This window comes from Streptosporangium sp. NPDC004631, assembly GCF_053601935.1.
The window spans coordinates 107,264-122,004 of the sequence record NZ_JBSGCR010000005.1; the positions used below are offsets into that span (position 1 = coordinate 107,264).

Here is a 14,741-nt window from a genome sequence, read left to right on the forward strand (position 1 = left end):
TCCCGGGTACCCGTGGTCACCCGGGTTTCCTGGACCGTGACCACGGTGGTCCGCCCACACGCCCTATTCACCCTTACCTGTCGGTAGGCTGTCGGAACCATGCTTGAGACCACCGTCGTCCACCTCCTGCGCCACGGCGAGGTGTACAACCCCGCCAACGTCCTGTACGGCAGGCTGCCCGGCTTCCGCCTTTCCGAGACCGGCAGGCAGATGGCCGAGACGGTCGCCAAGTCCATCGCCGGACGCGATGTCACCGCTTTGTTCTCCTCACCTCTGGAACGTGCCCAGGAGACGGCGGCCCCGCTCGCGGCGACCTTCGGTCTGGAGGTCGCGCTCGACGACCGCCTGATCGAGGCCGAGAACATCTTCGAGGGCGTCGTGGTCGGCCGGGGCGACGGGGTCTTCCGCAGCCCGCGCCACTACCGCCACCTGTGGAATCCGCTCCGCCCCTCCTGGGGCGAGCGTTACATCGACGTGGTGCGGCGGATGAAGAGCGTGATCGACCTCGCCCGCGAGGAGGCGCGCGGTCATGAGGCGGTGCTGGTCAGCCACCAGCTGCCGATCTGGATCATCCGGCTCGCGGCCGAGGGCAGGCGGCTTCCGCACGACCCGCGCCGCAGGCAGTGCGGGCTGGCCAGTCTCACCAGTTTCTCCTTCGAGGGAGACCGGCTGGTCAGCGTGGGATACAGCGAGCCCGCCGCCGCGCTCGTCAGGCGCCCCACTGTGCCGGGCGCCTGACCGCGCGGTAGAGTGATTGCTCTACCGGTTGTAGTACAGGAAGACCCTGCCTCTGATGCGCGCAAAACCCTTCGCCGCCGTCGCGCTGCTCGTCGCCGTGGCCGGATGCGCCAGCAACCAGGGATCGCAGCCCCAGGCCGGGGACACCCGCTTCGTGGCCGGTGACGGCAAGATCACCATGTTCGAGGCCGGGAACCGCAAGACCGCCCCCCCGGTCGAGGGGAAGACCCTCGACGGGGGCGCCGCGACGCTCGCCGCGCACCGGGGCAAGGTCGTGGTGCTGAACTTCTGGGCCTCCTGGTGCGCGCCCTGCCGGGCGGAGGCGCCCGTGCTCAAGGACATCGCCGCCAAGACCAAGGCCGCCGGGGTGGAGTTCCTCGGGGTCGACTTCAAGGACCGCCAGGCCGACGCGCTCGCCTTCGAACGCAGCCATCAGCCCGGTTACCCGAGCATCTTCGACCAGCCGGGCAAGGTCGCGCTCTCCTTCCAGGGCACGGTCCCCCCGGCCGCCATCCCCTCGACGCTGATCATCGACCGTCAGGGCCGGATCGCGGCCAGGGCGCTCGGCGCGGTCACGTACAACGACCTGCTCGGCGCGGTCACCAGGGTCGGCAATGAGAGGTGACCCGGCGCGGTCGGCCCGTGAGCGGATCAGTGATGAGCCCTGACCTGACCGGCACGGTGGCGAGCGGCTCACTCGTGCTGGCGCTGCCGATCGCGGTGGCGGCCGGCCTGGTGTCGTTCCTGTCGCCGTGTGTGCTGCCGCTGGTGCCCGGCTACCTGTCGTACGTGACGGGGATGAGCGCCGACCCGAAACGCGGGCGGATGGTCGCGGGCATCGTGCTGTTCGTCCTCGGCTTCGCGGCGGTGTTCGTGCTGGGCGGCGCCCTCTTCGGCGGGCTCGGCGCGGCGATGCTCGGCAACGCCGGCGTCATCACCCGGGTGCTGGGCGTGCTCACCGTCGCGCTGGGGCTGGCCTTCATGGGGGCGCTGCCGGGACTCCAGCGTGATTTCCGTATCCACCGCCTTCCGGCGGCCGGCCTCGCCGGGGCGCCGCTGCTCGGCGTGGTGTTCGGTCTCGGCTGGACCCCCTGCATCGGTCCCACCCTCGGGGTCGTGCTCACCCTCGGTCTCACCGAGGGCAGCGCGGGGCGGGGCGCGCTGCTCGCCTTCGCCTACGCGCTGGGCCTGGGCCTGCCGTTCGTGGTGGCGGGGCTGGCCTATCGTAGGGCACTGCACACGTTCAAGGCGGTACGCCGCCATTCGCAGCTGATCACACGGGTGGGCGGGGCCATGCTGGTCGCGGTCGGCCTGCTGCTCGTCACCGGGCTCTGGGGGGAGATCGTCGTGGCGATGCAGGTGTGGATCGGCGGATTCGAGCCGGTGATCTGATGGAGGAAGTCGAGCAGGCCGCGCGGGAGCACGCGGCGGGCGAGGCCGGCGCCGAGCCGGCCGGCGGCCGGGCGGACACGCCCCCGGAGCCGGTCCTGAGCGAGGAGAGGCCCGCCGCGCGGCCGGTGGGGCTCGGCGTCGTGGGCTGGGTGCGCTGGTTCTGGCGCACGCTCACCTCGATGCGGACGGCGCTGATCCTGCTGTTCCTGTTCGCGCTGGCCTCGATCCCGGGGTCGATCTGGCCGCAGCGCGGCGTCTCGGACGCCAAGGTCTCGCAGTACTTCGCCGACAGCCCGCGACTGGCCGAGTGGCTGGACCGGTTCTGGCTGTTCGACGTGTTCAAGGCGCCGTGGTTCGCCGCGATCTACCTGCTGCTCTTCCTCTCGCTGATCGGCTGTGTGCTCCCGCGCACCGCGGCCCACCTGCGTGAGCTGCGCAGGAGGCCGCCGGCGCCGCCGCGCAACCTGGCCAGGCTGCCCCGCTACGCCTCGTTCGAGGGTGACCTGACCGTCGAGGAGGCGACCGCCCGGCTGCGCCGCATGCGGTTCCGGGTGACCACCGGGCCCGGCTGGGTCTCGGCCGAGAAGGGGTACCTCCGGGAGACCGGCAACCTGCTGTTCCACATCGCGCTGCTCGGGCTGCTGGTCGCGGTCGGGGCCGGCGCGCTGTACGGCTACCGGGGCAACGTGCTGGTCGTGGAGGGGGAGGGGTTCGCCAACACGGTCGCCGCCTACGACCGTTACATGCCCGGCCAGCAGGTGAGCGCCGAGTCGCTGGAGCCGTTCTCCTTCACCGTCGAGGACTTCCAGGCCTCCTACATCGCCAAGGGCGAGCGGCGCGGGCAGCCCCTGGACTTCGAGGCGAGGCTCAAGGTCGCCGAGGCCCCCGGCGCCGCCGAGCGCGACTACGTTCTCAAGGTCAACGACCCGCTGAACGTCAACGGCACGCAGACGTACCTGATCGACCACGGCTACGCGCCCACTTTCAAGATCACTGACGGCAAGGGGCAGGTCGCCTTCGACGGCCCGGTGCCGTGCCTGGTCGTCCAGCCGGCCACGTTCACCTCCGAGTGCGTGATCAAGGTTCCGGACGCCCAGCCCGAGCAGCTGGGCCTCCTGGTGGGCTTCCTGCCGACCACCGTGCCGATGAACGGCGAGTGGGTGTCGATCTTCCCCGGCGCGGCCAACCCCACCGCCCAGGTGTACGGCGCGTTCGCCGGTGACCTGGGACTGAGGAATGGCCGGCCGCAGTCGGTCTACGAGCTCGACCCGGCGAGCCTGAAGAAGATGAGACCGCTGGTCATGAAGGCCGACCCGCTGGCCGTGGGCAAGAGGCTCGATCTGCCGGGCGGTGCGGGCTCGATCGAGTTCACCGGCGTCAAGGAGTGGATCGCCCTCCAGATCACCCACGATCCCGGCCGGGTGCCCGCGTTCGTGTCGTCGGCCCTGGCCGTCGTCGGCCTGGTGCTCTCCCTGACCGTCCGCCGCCGCAGGGTGTGGGTACGGGTCGGGAACGCGAACGGACCGGCGGGGCGGGGATCTGCCCCGCGGGGCTCGTCGGCGGCCGGTCGTGAGCGGGGCCGTGGACATGTCGAGGTGGGCGGTCTCACCCGCACCGAAGGCGGCGATTTCGGCGACGAGTTCGCCGAGATCGTCTCCGCTTTGAAACCAGGAGTGAAGGATGCCCGTTGAGGTCGATGTCGGCCTCGCCACGCTGAGCGACCAGCTCACCTTGGCGACAGTGCTGCTCTACATCATCGCGATGATCGGTTACGCCCTCGACCTCGGCTTCGGCCGGGTCAGGGCCGCCGGGAGGAAGACCGAGGCGGCGCTCGCCACGGTCGGCGGTGGCACGGCCGGTGTCCCGTCGTCCCCGGCCGCGACCCCGCCCGCGGGGGAGGACGCCGGAAAGGGCGCGGGAGAGAGCGCGGGGGAGGACGCCGAGAAGGCGCCTCCCGCCTGGACGGTCTGGGCGGCCCCGGTCGCGATCGGGCTGACCTGGCTCGGCTGGGCCGCGCACCTGACGTCCATCCTCACCAGGGGGTGGGCCGTCGGCCGGTGGCCGTGGGGCAACATGTACGAGTTCGTGGTCGCGATGTGCTTCGCGGCGGTGAGCGCGTTCCTGTTCATGCAGATCCGGTACGGGAGCCGTTTCCTGGGCGCGTTCGTCACGGTCGCCGCGGCCCTCGGGCTCGGCTTCGCGGTGCGGTACCTGTACGTGCAGGCCGGTCCCGTGGTGCCCGCGCTCAACTCCTACTGGGTCGCGATCCACGTCACGGCGGCGATCATCGCCAGTGGCCTGTTCATCATGGCCGGGGTCTCCGGCCTCCTCTTCCTGGTCAGGAGGGACACCGCGGTCCGCCTGCCGTCCCTGCAGGATCTGGAGAGGGTCGCGCACCGGGCCATCGTGATCGGTTTCCCGATCTGGACCTTCGCCGTCATCGCGGGCTCGCTCTGGGCCGACAAGGCGTGGGGCCGCTACTGGGGCTGGGACCCCAAGGAGATCTGGGCGTTCATCACCTGGATCGCCTACGCCGCCTACCTGCACGCCCGCGCCACCGCGGGGTTCAAGGGCAGGGCCGCCATGATCGTGCAGCTCATCGCCTTCGCCTGCCTGATGTTCAACCTGGTCGGGGTGAACATCTTCCTCGGTGGCCTGCACTCCTACGCCGAGGTTCCCGGCTGACCACGGCCGGGCTACCGGGGTGACGGCGACGGTGCGCCGGCACCCCGTCCGGCGGGGCCGGCGCACCCGGCCTCACTCCTCGTCGCGCAGCCGCCGGTCGAGGTCCCGCAGGAAGTCGGGGTCGTCGTCGGGCCCCTTCGGGGCCTCGGGCCTCGGCGACCTCTCCCGGGGGAGAGGCCCGCGCGGTGCGGGGGATCCGTTCGGCCGGCCCAGCAGCAACCAGAACACGCCCCCGGCGAGCGGCATCAGGAGCACGATGACGACCCAGAGGAGCTTGGGCAGGTTTCTGGCCTCCTCGTCCGGCGTGGTGATGGCGTCGAACAAGCAGTAGAGCCAGAAGGCGAGGAGTGCCAGACCGACAAGCAGGGGCATGCCCGAACTGTAGGCCATCCGGCGACAGGGCGCGGTCGTACCCCCGTTCCGGATGACTGGCGAGGGTCCCCGTCGTACGGTGGAACCTGTTGCCACTTCCTCTGGGGTGTGTGATGGCGAATTCGGGAGACAAAGGCCGTCATCGACGGCGCTGGTGGCAGAGAGGCCCCTCCCAGCACACGGAGAGTGCCGTCGCGAGGACACCTCGTGAGGTTCCGTTCGCCTTTGAACGGAGGGCGGGGGCCGTGACGGCGCCGGTGGTGGACCGCCCGCAGTACACCTGGCGGGACTTCGAGCTGGAGAACGAGCATCCCAGGGCGCAGCCCAACTCTCCGGACACCCCCGGTCTGGGTGACGGCCTGCTTCACTGCGGCAGCCTGGAGCGGATACTGCACCGCCAGTGGGACTCCCGGCAGGGGCCGCCGTCCCCGGAGACCGTGCGCGCGGTGGAGAGCCTGGCCGGGCTGCCGGACAGGCTGAAGAACAAGCTCGCCGAGGGGCTCGACGGCATCTACGTCGGCGTCGGCGGGGTGCCCGATCTGGACGACATGGGTTACCTCCGGGGTGCGCCGCTGCCCTCGGGCCGGGCGACCTGGGACATCTGCGCCGGAGCGTACGGCGATCGCAAGATCGTGGTGGGAGACCGGCCGTCGCCCACCCCCGACGTGATGATGCACGAGGTCGGGCATGCCCTGGACGACGTGGACGCGCCCTACGGGGCGTGGGTCTCGGACTGCCCGGAGTTCGCCGCGCTCTACGTCCGGTGCGTCCCCATGCTGGCCTCGGGCTTCCATCTGCAGGCGGCGGATCTGGGCCGTAAGGAGTTCTTCGCCGACGCCTTCGCCGCCATCGTCTCGCGGCAGCGCCCCGCCCTGGTGGACATGCTCGGTGGTGACACGCGCATGGCGCTCAATGTCATGTTGTTCTTCAACCGGCGTTACGGAATCTAGGTGATCTGGGATGTACGTCATCCGGCTCGCTGATGGGACCCTGCGGGTGCCACAGAGCCTGTCCAGTGAGGACGGACGTCTGATCGGCAACGCGTACGTGGAGCTGTCACCGGGTGATCCGGACTACGACCGCTGGCTGTCGGAGGCGCTCACCGAGGAGGAGTGGGCGGAGCGCCGGCGGCGCTGGCTCACGGAGAACGATGATCTGGAACGGAGGTTTTTGGCCTTCAAGGCCGAGCAGGACAGTTAGCGCGGCGGGTGGTCCTCCCGCGGGGCGGCGGTCCGGTGGGGTGAGGAGGGGTTCGGTGACGGGGTGGCCACCTCCTCGCGGTGCCGGCGACCGCCGGCTGTACGACTCATCGGTGACCCTGCGGCTTTCCGGGTGAGGCTCGCAGGACCACCGATGTGTGACGTCATTAAGATCGTCAGACGCGCGGGGACTCGCCTGTCGGCCGTTCGGCCGTCAGTACGTCCTCTCCACGCAGAAGGGCGTGCACTTCCGACTCGCGGAAACGCCGGTGCCCTCCGGGGGTACGGATGCTGCTGATGCGGCCTGCCGCGGCCCAGCGTGTAACCGTCTTTGGGTCGACCCGGAAGAGGGCGGCAACCTCTCCGGGCGTCAGCAGACGCTCGCTGCTACTCTCCACAATCTCTCCCCCTCGCATCCCGCTTCCTGCCAGCGGGCGGACAGGTAACCAGTGTGCCGAGCGAAGTCTGATTTATCCGTGCTTTTCAACAAAGATCACGGGTTGTTATCGACTGACTGCCCGATTGTTATATGATAGAGCCTCTTTGAGACTCTCGTGGGTGTTTCTTTACAAAACTGATCTCTTGGGCACACTAGCAGCGCTCGTACCCGGTGCGTAGAGCGTCCACTCTGTTGCCCTGATCGCGCTTCACCGGGAAGGGTGACGTAGCCTCGATGCTGTGCATCCCGTCTTCGTTTACACCGTCTCCCGGCTGGGCCTGCTGGCAGTGAGCATCGGTGTGCTCTATCTCCTCGGCCTGCGTCAGCCCCTCCTCCTGCTGATCGCCGCACTCCTGGTCAGTGGGGTGGCCAGTTACGTCCTGCTGTCGAAGCAGCGTGACGCGGTGAGTGAGCGATTCACAAGGAATCGGGAGTGATCATGGCAACGGGAACATGCCGACTCGGGCATGGTACTCGTGACCCAGCCGCGTTGTGTCACTACCAACCAGTAGCCCTCCGTGATGGGCCAGGAATGCCTTGACCCCGATTCCTCGCTCCCTTGTCGGATTCCACTTCAGAGCCTTCCCGGTGCGTGGATGGATCGCTCCAATACCCGGCCGCGCCACCGCCCCCGGGCCCGCCGAATCACGGCCCCGTGGATTGTCCAGCCAGCGCTGGTGGCCGCCCACGTATACGGCGGCCCCGGTCGCCGCCACCGCGTAGAGCGAGTCGCCGCCGGTGTGGTTCACCCACGTCGGCCTCACCTCACCCCGGGTGTAGGTCTCGAAGCGCGCCGTGGTGTCGCACGGCTTCCCCGCCCCCAGGGCACCCCCGGTCGTGACGACCGCGAAGTAGGTGCCGTCCGGGGCGAAGTCCAGGCCCCGCAGATAGGCGGGGAAGACGTCCAGGCACCTGGCGGCGTAGATGCCGGTCCGCCAGTCGGCGACCCTGGCGGGGGACGCGCCGACGTCGACCAGGCCGAGCTGGGGGCGCGACAGCCCGCCGAGGACGGTGAAGTCGCCGGCGACCGCCAGCCGGTCCCCGCTCAGGGACATCGCGTGCACCCGCACCCGGCCGCCCCTTGGGCCGGCCGGCTCGACCGCGAAGTCCGGGTCCACCGCGCCGGTGGTGGCCTCCAGCCGGGCCAGCGCCGTACGCCGGACGTCGCCGATCCGGGTGAAGTCACCGCCCACGTACAGCTGGGAGCCGCGCCGGGCCAGGCTGGTGACCGTGCCGCCGCGGATCGAGGCGTCGAAGCCGGGCACCGGCAGGCCGTCGGAGAGCCGGAGCCGGACCAGGCCTCCGGCGCCCGGGTCCGGGTGGGCGAACTCGCCGCCGACATAGACGGTGCCGCCGGTGCCCGCGGCCAGCGCGCGGACCGGGCGGTCGAGGAGCGGCGCGAAACCGGGCAGGATCCGCCCGGTGGACAGGTCGTAGGCGAAGACGTTGTCACGTTCCAGGACGGTCGTGCTCCCGGCGTCGCGCACCTGGCCGAACGAGCCGCCGACCACCACCGTGCCACCCACAAGCGCGATGGCGTCGACGATCCCGTCGAGCACGTGGGGGGTGGTGTCCACGGGGTCGGCCGAGACGACCTCGTTGTGCTCCGTCGTGCCGGCGGCGGCGACCCCGGGGGGAATCAGGATCAGGGTCGCGACCAGCACGGAAGCGGTTCTGGCAAACATTCGGCAATTTCTACCAGACTCCGGGTAGTCGGATCACTACTTTCCGTGGACTGTCCGTCCGGGCCTAGGCTTGTGTCCATGACGCGTGCTTCGCTGGACAAGCAGCCGTATGAGGTCGCCGCGATGTTCGATCGCACGGCCCGGCGATACGACCTGGTCAACGACGTTATCTCCCTCGGGCAGGTCCGGTTGTGGCGCAAGGCGGCCGCGGCGGCCGTCGACGCGGGTCCCGGAGAGCTGGTTCTCGACCTCGGCGCCGGCACCGGCACCTCCACCGACGCCTTCACCGCGCTGGGCGCCAGGGCGATCGCCTCCGACTTCTCGCTCGGCATGCTCCGCACCGGCGTGCGGCGGCGTGGCGGCTCCGGCCTGTCCGGCGGCGGGGTGCGGGGCGTCACCTTCATCGCCGGTGACGCGCTGAGGCTGCCCTTCGCCGACGGGGTCTTCGACGCGGTGACGATCTCCACCGCGCTGCGCAACGTCCAGGACACCGGGCAGGCGCTGCGCGAGATGCTCCGCGTCGCCAGGCCGGGCGCGCGTCTGGTGATCCTGGAGTTCTCCCACCCGACGGTGAAACCGTTCGACCTGGTCTACTCGCAGTACCTCATGAGGCTGATGCCGCAGGCCGCCAGGCTCGTCGGCTCCAACGACGACTCCTACGAGTATCTGGCGGAGTCGATCAGGGCCTGGCCGGACCAGGCGGCACTGGCGAAGATCATCCAGGACGCGGGCTGGGAGCGGGTCGCCTGGCGCAACCTCGCCCTGGGCATTGTGGCGCTTCACCGCGCCTATAAGCCCGTATAGAACCCCGCATGGAAGATTGACAGGCGATAGCAGCACCCCCCTGACACTTCACTCCGCAAAGGGGTTAGACTTCGGCCCGACAAGTTTGTGAAGACCTTCACAAAGGAACGAAAGGCCCCTCACTCCGAGGCCGTCAGAGCGTGTAGGACAGGACAGGTCCGTGACCGTGCCAGCCGCCATACAGCGGAACGTCGCTGAGGCTGACGCCGACGTCATCGTCGTCGGCGCCGGGCCCGCCGGTTCGACAACCGCTTTCCATCTCGCACAGGCCGGGCTGAACGTCCTGTTGCTGGAGAAGACCACGTTTCCCCGGGAGAAGGTCTGCGGCGACGGGCTGACCCCCCGCGCGGTCAAGCAGCTCATCGCGATGGGAATTGACATCGACGCCCCCGGCTGGGTCAGGAACAAGGGCCTGCGGGTGGTCGGCGGAGGGCTCCGCTTCGAGCTCGACTGGCCCGAGCTGTCCAGCTACCCCGACTTCGGCCTGGTCCGCACCCGCCAGGACTTCGACGAGATCCTCGCGGACAACGCGGTGCGCGGCGGCGTCCGCCTGATGCAGGGCGTCAACGTCACCGCCCCGATCCTCGACGACCGCAGCGGCCACATCGTGGGCGTGGTCGCCAGGCGGGACGGCGAGGAGGTCTCCTACCGTTCCCGCCTGGTGGTGGCCGCCGACGGCAACTCCACCCGGATCTCCCTGGCGATGGGGCTGCACAAGCGCGAGGACCGGCCGATGGGCGTCGCGGTACGGACCTATTTCACCAGTCCGCGCCACGACGACGACTACCTGGAGACCTGGCTGGAGCTGTGGGACGGCGACACCCTGCTGCCCGGCTACGGCTGGATCTTCGGGGTCGGCGACGGCACCTCCAACGTGGGCCTCGGGCTGCTGAACACCAGCGAGGCGTTCAAGGGCATGGACTACCGCGACCTGCTCAGGCGCTGGGTGAAGGGCATGCCCCCCGAGTGGGGGTACGTCGAGGAGAACATGACCGCCCCCATCAGGGGAGCGGCGCTGCCGATGGCCTTCAACCGCCAGCCGCACTACACCCGGGGGCTGGTGCTGGTCGGCGACGCGGGTGGAATGATCAACCCGTTCAACGGCGAGGGCATCGCCTACGCCATGGAGACCGGCCGGGTCGCGGCCGAGACCGTTGTTCAGGCGCTGGGCAGGACGACCCCCGCCCAGCGGGAGCGCGTCCTGCGGGCCTACCCGCAGACGCTGAAGGACGCCTATGGTGGTTACTTCACGCTGGGCCGTGGCTTCGTGGAACTCATCGGCCACCGCGGGGTGATGAACTTCGCCACGCGTCACGGGCTGCCACACCCCCGTCTGATGCGCTTCGCGCTCAAACTTCTCGCCAATCTCACCGACCGGCGAGGCGACGCGTCGGACCGCATCATCAACGCGCTGTCGAAGGTCACGCCATCGGCATGATCTCAACGAGCGTCCGGCATCCGGGACGGAGAGCAGGGATGGCCGCTCTACCTAGACTTGCACGACGACGTGCACGACGAAACGACATGATGAGCTACGCGCCGGCGCGCGTGGAGATGGGAGAGGAGGCGTAGCGATGGAATTGTACGCACCCATTCTGGTGCTCGCCGTTCTCGCGGCGGGTTTTGCGATCTTCTCGGTGACGGTCGCGCCCTTCACCGGTCCCAGGCGCTGGAACCGCGCGAAACTGGACGCCTACGAGTGCGGTATCCAGCCGACGCCCCAGCCGGTCGGCGGCGGTCGCTTCCCGTTGAAGTACATGATCACCGCGATGCTCTTCATCGTGTTCGACATCGAGATCATTTTCCTCTACCCGTGGGCGGTCGCGTTCGACCGGCTCGGCGTCTTCGGGTTGGTGGAGATGGTGCTGTTCATCGTCACCGTGCTCGTGGCCTACGCGTACGTGTGGCGCCGCAAGGGTCTGGACTGGGACTAGATATGGGTCTTGAAGAGAAACTTCCGAGCGGGTTCATGCTCAGCACGGTCGAGCAGGTGGCCGGCTGGGCGCGTAAGAACTCCGTCTGGCCGGCGACCTTCGGCCTCGCCTGCTGCGCCATCGAGCTGATGTCCACCGGTGGCCCCAAGCACGACCTGGCGCGCTTCGGTATGGAGCGCGCTTCGGCGTCTCCGCGCCAGGCCGACCTCATGATCGTGGCGGGCCGGCTGTCACAGAAGATGGCCCCGGTGCTGCGCCAGATCTACGACCAGATGGCCGAGCCCAAATGGGTCATCGCCATGGGCGTCTGCGCGTCCAGTGGAGGCATGTTCAACAACTACGCCATCGTGCAGGGCGTGGACCACGTCGTCCCGGTCGACATCTACCTGCCCGGCTGCCCGCCGAGGCCGGAGATGCTCATCGACGCGATCGTGAAGCTGCACGACAAGATCCAGAACATGAAGTTCGGCGCGCACCGGGCCAAGCAGATCGACGAGCTCGAACTGCAGGCCCTGCGGACACTGCCCCTGATCGAGCAGGGGACCGCCACATGAGGCGCGAACCCGGCGCGGTGAGCACCGCGCCTCCCGGGTTTTCCGGACGGGCCCGCGGCGGACGGCACGCGGTGCCGCGGGCGTGCCCTGTGGCCCCGTGCGCAGCCAACGAGGAGCGGTAAGGCGACCGATGAGCACTGACAACCTCCCCGAGGCCCCCGACGGGCCGATCGCCCGCCTGGGCATGTTCGGCGCCTCGGGCACCGGTGACACCTCCGGCTACGGCCGGCTGGCCGTACGGCGCAAGCCCGAGCTGTCCACGCCCCGCCCCTACGGCGGCTACTTCGACACCGTGGCCGACGAGCTGGAGCGCGCGCTCGGCGGCGACCTCGGCGTCGCGATCGAGCGTGTCGTCGTGGACCGGGGCGAGCTGACCCTGCACGTCAGGCGGGACCGCCTGGTCGAGGTCGCCAGGACTCTGCGCGACGACCCCGCGCTCCGCTTCGAGCTCTCGCTCGGCGTCTCCGGCGTGCACTATCCCCACCTGAAGGGGGAGGAGCTGCGCGCGGTGATCCACCTGTGCTCGATCACGAACAACCGCCGCCTGCGTCTGGAGGTGTCCTGCCCCGACACCGACCCGCACATCCCCTCCACCGTCTCGGTCTACCCCACCCACGACTGGCACGAACGGGAGACCTGGGACTTCTTCGGCATCGTTTTCGACGGTCACCCGGCGCTGACCCGCATCATGATGCCCGACGACTGGGACGGTCACCCCCAGCGCAAGGACTACCCGCTCGGCGGCATCCCGGTCGAGTACCGCGGCGCCGAGATCCCCGCGCCGGACCAGAGGAGGTCGTACTCGTGAACGCTCCCAATGAGGAGGCCACCGAGGGCAGGGTCTACACCGTCTCGGGCAACGACTGGACGGAACTGGTCGAGACCCTCAGCGGCCAGCAGGACGAGAAGCTCGTCATCAACATGGGCCCGCAGCACCCGTCCACGCACGGGGTGCTCCGCCTGGTCCTGAACCTGGACGGCGAGACGGTCACCGAGGCCCGCACGGTCATCGGCTACCTGCACACCGGCATCGAGAAGAACATGGAGTTCCGGACGTGGACCCAGGGGACCACGTTCGTCACCCGCATGGACTACCTCGCGCCGATCTTCAATGAGACCGCGTACTGCCTGGGCGTCGAGAAGCTCCTCGGCATCACCGACCGGATCCCCGACCGGGCCCAGGCCATCCGCGTGATGATGATGGAGCTCACCCGCATCTCCTCGCACATGGTGGCCATCGGCACCTTCGGCATGGAGCTGGGCGCGACCACGCCGTTCCTGTTCGGGGCCCGCGAGCGCGAGATGGTGCTCGACGTGATGGAGTACATCACCGGCCTGCGGATGAACATGGCCTACATCCGGCCCGGCGGCGTCTCCGTCGACCTCCCGGCCGGTGCCGTGGACAAGGTCGGCGAGCTGCTCAAGGTCATGCCGGGGCGCATCAAGGACATGCGCAAGATGCTCGACGCCAACCCGGTCTACCTGGCCCGCACCAAGGACATCGCCTACCTCGACCTCACCGGCTGCATGGCGCTGGGCGTCACCGGCCCGATGCTGCGGGCCGCGGGCCTGCCGTGGGACCTGCGCAAGTCGCAGCCCTACTGCGGCTACGAGACCTACCGGTTCGACGTCCCGACCGAGAAGACCGCCGACGTCTACGGCCGCTACCTGGTGCGGATGGCCGAGATGGAGGAGTCGCTCAAGATCATTGAGCAGGCTCTCGACCGGCTGTCCGGCCCGCTCAAGGGCGGTCGCGTCATGGTGGACGACAAGAAGATCGGCTGGCCCGCGCAGCTCGCGCTCGGCCCCGACGGCCTGGGTAACTCGCCCGACCACATCGCCCACATCATGAGCGGCTCGATGGAGGCGCTGATCCACCACTTCAAGCTGGTGACCGAGGGCTTCCGGGTCCCGGCGGGGCAGGCGTACGCCTCGGTCGAGTCGCCCCGCGGCGAGCTCGGCGCCCACGTGGTCAGCGATGGCGGCACGCGACCCTACCGCGTACACTTCCGCGACCCGTCATTCACGAACCTGCAGGCCATGCCCGTGACATGCGAGGGTGGCATGGTCGCGGACGTCATCTCCGCGGTGGCGTCGATCGACCCGGTCATGGGAGGTGTGGACCGATGAGCGAGCGGAGCCCGTCCCCGAACCCCGGCGGCACACCGGCGGGAGAGCGGAGCGGCCGGCCGGCGAACGCGGCGGCCCGCGTGGCGAACGAGAAGGGGGGCGCGACCTTGAACACGGGTTACGCACCGGAGGTCCGTGAGCGTCTGAAGCGGGACGCCAAGGAGATCATCGGCCGCTACCCCAAGCCGCGGTCGGCCCTGCTGCCCCTGCTGCACCTGGTGCAGTCGGAGGACGGCTACGTCTCCGACGACGGCCACGAGTTCTGCGCCGAGATGCTCGGCCTGAGCAAGGCCGAGGTCGTCGGCGTCTCCACGTTCTACACGATGTACAAGCGCAGGCCGATGGGCGAGTACCACGTCGGCGTCTGCATCAACACGCTCTGCGCCGTCATGGGCGGCGACCAGATCTGGGAGGAGCTCTCCGAGCACGCCGGGGTCGGCCACGACGAGGTGACCCCGGACGGGAAGGTCTCGCTGGAGCGGCTGGAGTGCAACGCCGCCTGCGACTTCGCCCCGGTGATGATGGTCAACTGGGAGTTCTTCGACAACCAGACGCCCGACTCGGCCAAGCAGCTCGTCGACGACCTGAGGGCCGGCCGGCAGGTCCTGCCGACCCGGGGGCCGAACAGGTTGTGCACCTTCAAGGAGGCCTCCCACGTGCTGTCGGGCCTGCCCGACGGCCTGGCCGGTGAGGGCCCTGCGGCGAACGGACCCTCCCTGGAGGGTCTGAAGGTCGCCAAGGCCAACGGATGGAAGGCCCCCGAGCAGTGAGCGAGCGAGCCGATCAGCACAGCGCCACCCCGTCGCGTC

At 69.4% G+C, this 14,741-nt stretch carries 18 protein-coding genes; 15 read left to right on the forward strand and 3 right to left on the reverse strand.

Translation table 11 applies throughout. The annotated features are described in order from the left end of the window. The first annotated feature begins 99 nt into the window (after positions 1–99). The 5 genes from ACWEF2_RS06830 to ccsB are packed head-to-tail and all read left to right on the forward strand — an operon-like array spanning position 100 to position 4,815. Positions 100–738 (forward strand): histidine phosphatase family protein, encoded by a 639-nt coding sequence (locus ACWEF2_RS06830; protein ID WP_453812604.1) that lies wholly within the window; start codon positions 100–102, stop codon positions 736–738. Positions 739–793: 55 nt separating this feature from the next. Next, positions 794–1,363: a TlpA family protein disulfide reductase gene (locus tag ACWEF2_RS06835; protein WP_453812606.1), complete on the forward strand. Its 570-nt coding sequence runs from the start codon at positions 794–796 to the stop codon at positions 1,361–1,363. A gap of 32 nt (positions 1,364–1,395) precedes the next feature. Next, entirely contained in the window at positions 1,396–2,130 is a 735-nt protein-coding gene (locus tag ACWEF2_RS06840; RefSeq protein ID WP_453812608.1) for a cytochrome c biogenesis CcdA family protein, read from the forward strand. Continuing rightward, on the forward strand, positions 2,130–3,821 hold the full coding sequence (resB, locus tag ACWEF2_RS06845) for a cytochrome c biogenesis protein ResB (RefSeq protein ID WP_453812610.1): 1,692 nt from the start codon (positions 2,130–2,132) through the stop codon (positions 3,819–3,821). Before ACWEF2_RS06840 ends, resB begins: the two co-directional genes overlap by 1 nt. Then, entirely contained in the window at positions 3,811–4,815 is a 1,005-nt protein-coding gene (ccsB, locus tag ACWEF2_RS06850; RefSeq protein WP_453812612.1) for a c-type cytochrome biogenesis protein CcsB, read from the forward strand. Before resB ends, ccsB begins: the two co-directional genes overlap by 11 nt. A gap of 72 nt (positions 4,816–4,887) precedes the next feature. On the opposite strand, the gene ACWEF2_RS06855 is transcribed toward ccsB, so the two are convergent. Continuing rightward, a complete protein-coding gene (locus ACWEF2_RS06855) occupies positions 4,888–5,187 on the reverse strand; it encodes a PLD nuclease N-terminal domain-containing protein (RefSeq protein ID WP_453812613.1) in 300 nt (99 codons plus the stop codon). Positions 5,188–5,432: 245 nt separating this feature from the next. On the opposite strand from ACWEF2_RS06855, the gene ACWEF2_RS06860 reads away from it, so the two are divergent. Together ACWEF2_RS06860 and ACWEF2_RS06865 are read left to right on the forward strand one after the other, a co-directional pair. Next, positions 5,433–6,137, forward strand: a complete 705-nt coding sequence (locus ACWEF2_RS06860) for a hypothetical protein (protein WP_453812615.1) — start codon at positions 5,433–5,435, stop codon at positions 6,135–6,137. Positions 6,138–6,147: 10 nt separating this feature from the next. Next, positions 6,148–6,387, forward strand: coding sequence for a hypothetical protein (locus ACWEF2_RS06865; protein WP_355595909.1), 240 nt, complete (start codon positions 6,148–6,150; stop codon positions 6,385–6,387). Positions 6,388–6,562: 175 nt separating this feature from the next. Here ACWEF2_RS06865 and ACWEF2_RS06870 read toward each other — a convergent pair whose 3' ends face one another. Then, positions 6,563–6,802 carry a BldC family transcriptional regulator gene (locus ACWEF2_RS06870; RefSeq protein WP_344747320.1) on the reverse strand — a complete coding sequence of 80 codons (240 nt, stop codon included), beginning with the start codon at positions 6,800–6,802 and terminating at the stop codon, positions 6,563–6,565. 262 nt (positions 6,803–7,064) lie between these two features. Between ACWEF2_RS06870 and ACWEF2_RS06875 the strand changes: the two genes are divergently transcribed. Further along, complete coding sequence (locus ACWEF2_RS06875; protein ID WP_453812618.1) at positions 7,065–7,262, forward strand: DUF4229 domain-containing protein; 198 nt, start codon at positions 7,065–7,067, stop codon at positions 7,260–7,262. Here ACWEF2_RS06875 and ACWEF2_RS06880 read toward each other — a convergent pair whose 3' ends face one another. Further along, the gene (locus ACWEF2_RS06880) at positions 7,263–8,510 is read right to left on the reverse strand and encodes a delta-60 repeat domain-containing protein (protein ID WP_453812619.1); all 1,248 of its coding nucleotides are present in this window, start codon (positions 8,508–8,510) and stop codon (positions 7,263–7,265) included. 78 nt (positions 8,511–8,588) lie between these two features. Here ACWEF2_RS06880 and ACWEF2_RS06885 point away from each other — a divergent pair, with 78 nt between their 5' ends. From ACWEF2_RS06885 to nuoE, 7 genes are all read left to right on the forward strand, one after another. Continuing rightward, complete coding sequence (locus ACWEF2_RS06885; RefSeq protein ID WP_453812621.1) at positions 8,589–9,314, forward strand: demethylmenaquinone methyltransferase; 726 nt, start codon at positions 8,589–8,591, stop codon at positions 9,312–9,314. A gap of 160 nt (positions 9,315–9,474) precedes the next feature. Further along, a complete protein-coding gene (locus ACWEF2_RS06890; protein WP_355595918.1) occupies positions 9,475–10,752 on the forward strand; it encodes a geranylgeranyl reductase family protein in 1,278 nt (425 codons plus the stop codon). A gap of 136 nt (positions 10,753–10,888) precedes the next feature. After that, positions 10,889–11,248, forward strand: coding sequence for an NADH-quinone oxidoreductase subunit A (locus ACWEF2_RS06895; protein WP_355595920.1), 360 nt, complete (start codon positions 10,889–10,891; stop codon positions 11,246–11,248). A gap of 2 nt (positions 11,249–11,250) precedes the next feature. Next, the gene (locus tag ACWEF2_RS06900; protein WP_453812623.1) at positions 11,251–11,802 is read left to right on the forward strand and encodes a NuoB/complex I 20 kDa subunit family protein; all 552 of its coding nucleotides are present in this window, start codon (positions 11,251–11,253) and stop codon (positions 11,800–11,802) included. Positions 11,803–11,932: 130 nt separating this feature from the next. After that, a complete protein-coding gene (locus ACWEF2_RS06905) occupies positions 11,933–12,610 on the forward strand; it encodes an NADH-quinone oxidoreductase subunit C (RefSeq protein WP_453812625.1) in 678 nt (225 codons plus the stop codon). Next, complete coding sequence (locus ACWEF2_RS06910) at positions 12,607–13,932, forward strand: NADH-quinone oxidoreductase subunit D (RefSeq protein ID WP_453812627.1); 1,326 nt, start codon at positions 12,607–12,609, stop codon at positions 13,930–13,932. The genes ACWEF2_RS06905 and ACWEF2_RS06910 overlap by 4 nt, the downstream gene beginning before the upstream one ends. Continuing rightward, positions 13,929–14,702 carry an NADH-quinone oxidoreductase subunit NuoE gene (gene nuoE / locus ACWEF2_RS06915; RefSeq protein WP_453812628.1) on the forward strand — a complete coding sequence of 258 codons (774 nt, stop codon included), beginning with the start codon at positions 13,929–13,931 and terminating at the stop codon, positions 14,700–14,702. Before ACWEF2_RS06910 ends, nuoE begins: the two co-directional genes overlap by 4 nt. The last annotated feature ends 39 nt before the right edge of the window (positions 14,703–14,741 follow it).